The organism is Bacillus piscicola (genome assembly GCF_022458745.1).
GTDB classification, from domain to species: domain Bacteria; phylum Bacillota; class Bacilli; order Bacillales; family Marinococcaceae; genus Alteribacillus_A; species Alteribacillus_A piscicola.
The window spans coordinates 1-1,405 of sequence record NZ_JAJJJF010000037.1; the positions used below are offsets into that span (position 1 = coordinate 1).

The 1,405-nt window shown below is 46.0% G+C and carries 1 protein-coding gene; it reads left to right on the forward strand.

Translation table 11 applies throughout. The features are described 5' to 3' along the window. Positions 1-130 precede the first annotated feature (130 nt). Positions 131-1,405, forward strand: a 1,275-nt coding sequence (locus tag LOR49_RS17345) for a transposase (protein ID WP_240378234.1), incomplete at its 3' end; no start/stop codon positions are given.

A 1,405-nucleotide genomic window follows, 5' to 3' on the forward strand; every position in this document is an offset into this window, starting at 1 on the left:
CTGAATCAATTTCATAATTTAGAGCCCTTGGGGCTCAAGGTTTTCAAGACACAAAAAATGGAGCACCTCCCCAAATTCTGTATAATGGTAGTTACCACAACAACCTTAACAGAGAGGTGAGAGTGCCCCTATGACCATTATACGACAACAAAGCTTATTTGACATGCACGAATTATATGCGATGGAACCTACCCAACACTTTGAGGCTGTCTTTTCACCCCTCAATCTGAATCCCATCTGGGTCTTGTTGGGGAAAAGCAGCAACATGGGTGCCCCCAGGCAGCTGAATTACAGTGCTATGGTCTACTCGTTGATCGCTCGTGTGGTGGAGCGAATTCCAACAATCAAGGACCTTATCAAGCGCCTGAAACGTGATCCTGTTTTCCGGTTTGATTGCGGTTTTCTTCATTCGGACCCGATTCCATCTGAAGCCTCCTATTCCAGAATGATCGGGGTCATCAGTGAGTCGGATGTAATGGCTGATATCAATGACGAAGTGATTCTTCTTGCGATTAACGAAGAGCACATCAGCGAGGAAAATGTCGCTTTTGATTCCAGTCATTTTGAAGCAAGGGACCGTGCTCAGGCATCCGGGAAGAAGGAAAAATCCGAGCCTAAAAAGCGTGGCCGCAAATCGAAGGCTGAACGTGAAAAATGGTTGAAAGAAAAACAGGCCAGAGAAAACGCTCTTCCAATTTACGAAAAAGAGATTGTGCATCAGTTGCCCGAATCCGCTGAGACATTGTTCAAGGAGGCACCGATCGACCCCAAGTGGGGTGTCAAGAAAAACAGCGACGGGAAAAATGTCTACTGGTTCGGTTATAAGGCACATCTAGCCGTCAGTACAAAGAGCCAGTATATCCTTGCGGGTATGATGACATCTGGGAATCTCAACGATGGAAAAGCAGCTATCCCATTATTAAAGAAAATCAACCGAGATCTCCCGGATCTGTACACTGCAGGCCTATTTGATGCCGGCTATGATTTTGAGCCGATCTATCAGCAATTGGCGAATCAGAACCTGCAGGCTGTTATCCCATATAATCGTAGAAACGAAGGGGAAGTTATCGGCTTTGACGAGAACTTCGCGCCTACCTGCGTCCTGGAGCATTCCTATCGTTACGACAGCTTCGACCCGAAATACAACATCCTGAAATATACACGGCCCAAAGAATGTGCGACGTGCCCATTAAGGCATGATTCTCTCTGTCAGAAGACCTTTAAAATCAGGCAGTCCATTGATATTCGAAAATACACCTTTCCTGCGAGAGGTTCAAAAAAATGGGTGGAACTGTATAAAGAACGTACTGCGGTCGAACGAGTCAACGCGTATCTGAAAGAATTCTTCGGGCTCAATAATGTTCGTCATCGAACCGGGAGGAAAGCGAAGCTTCACTTCCAATTG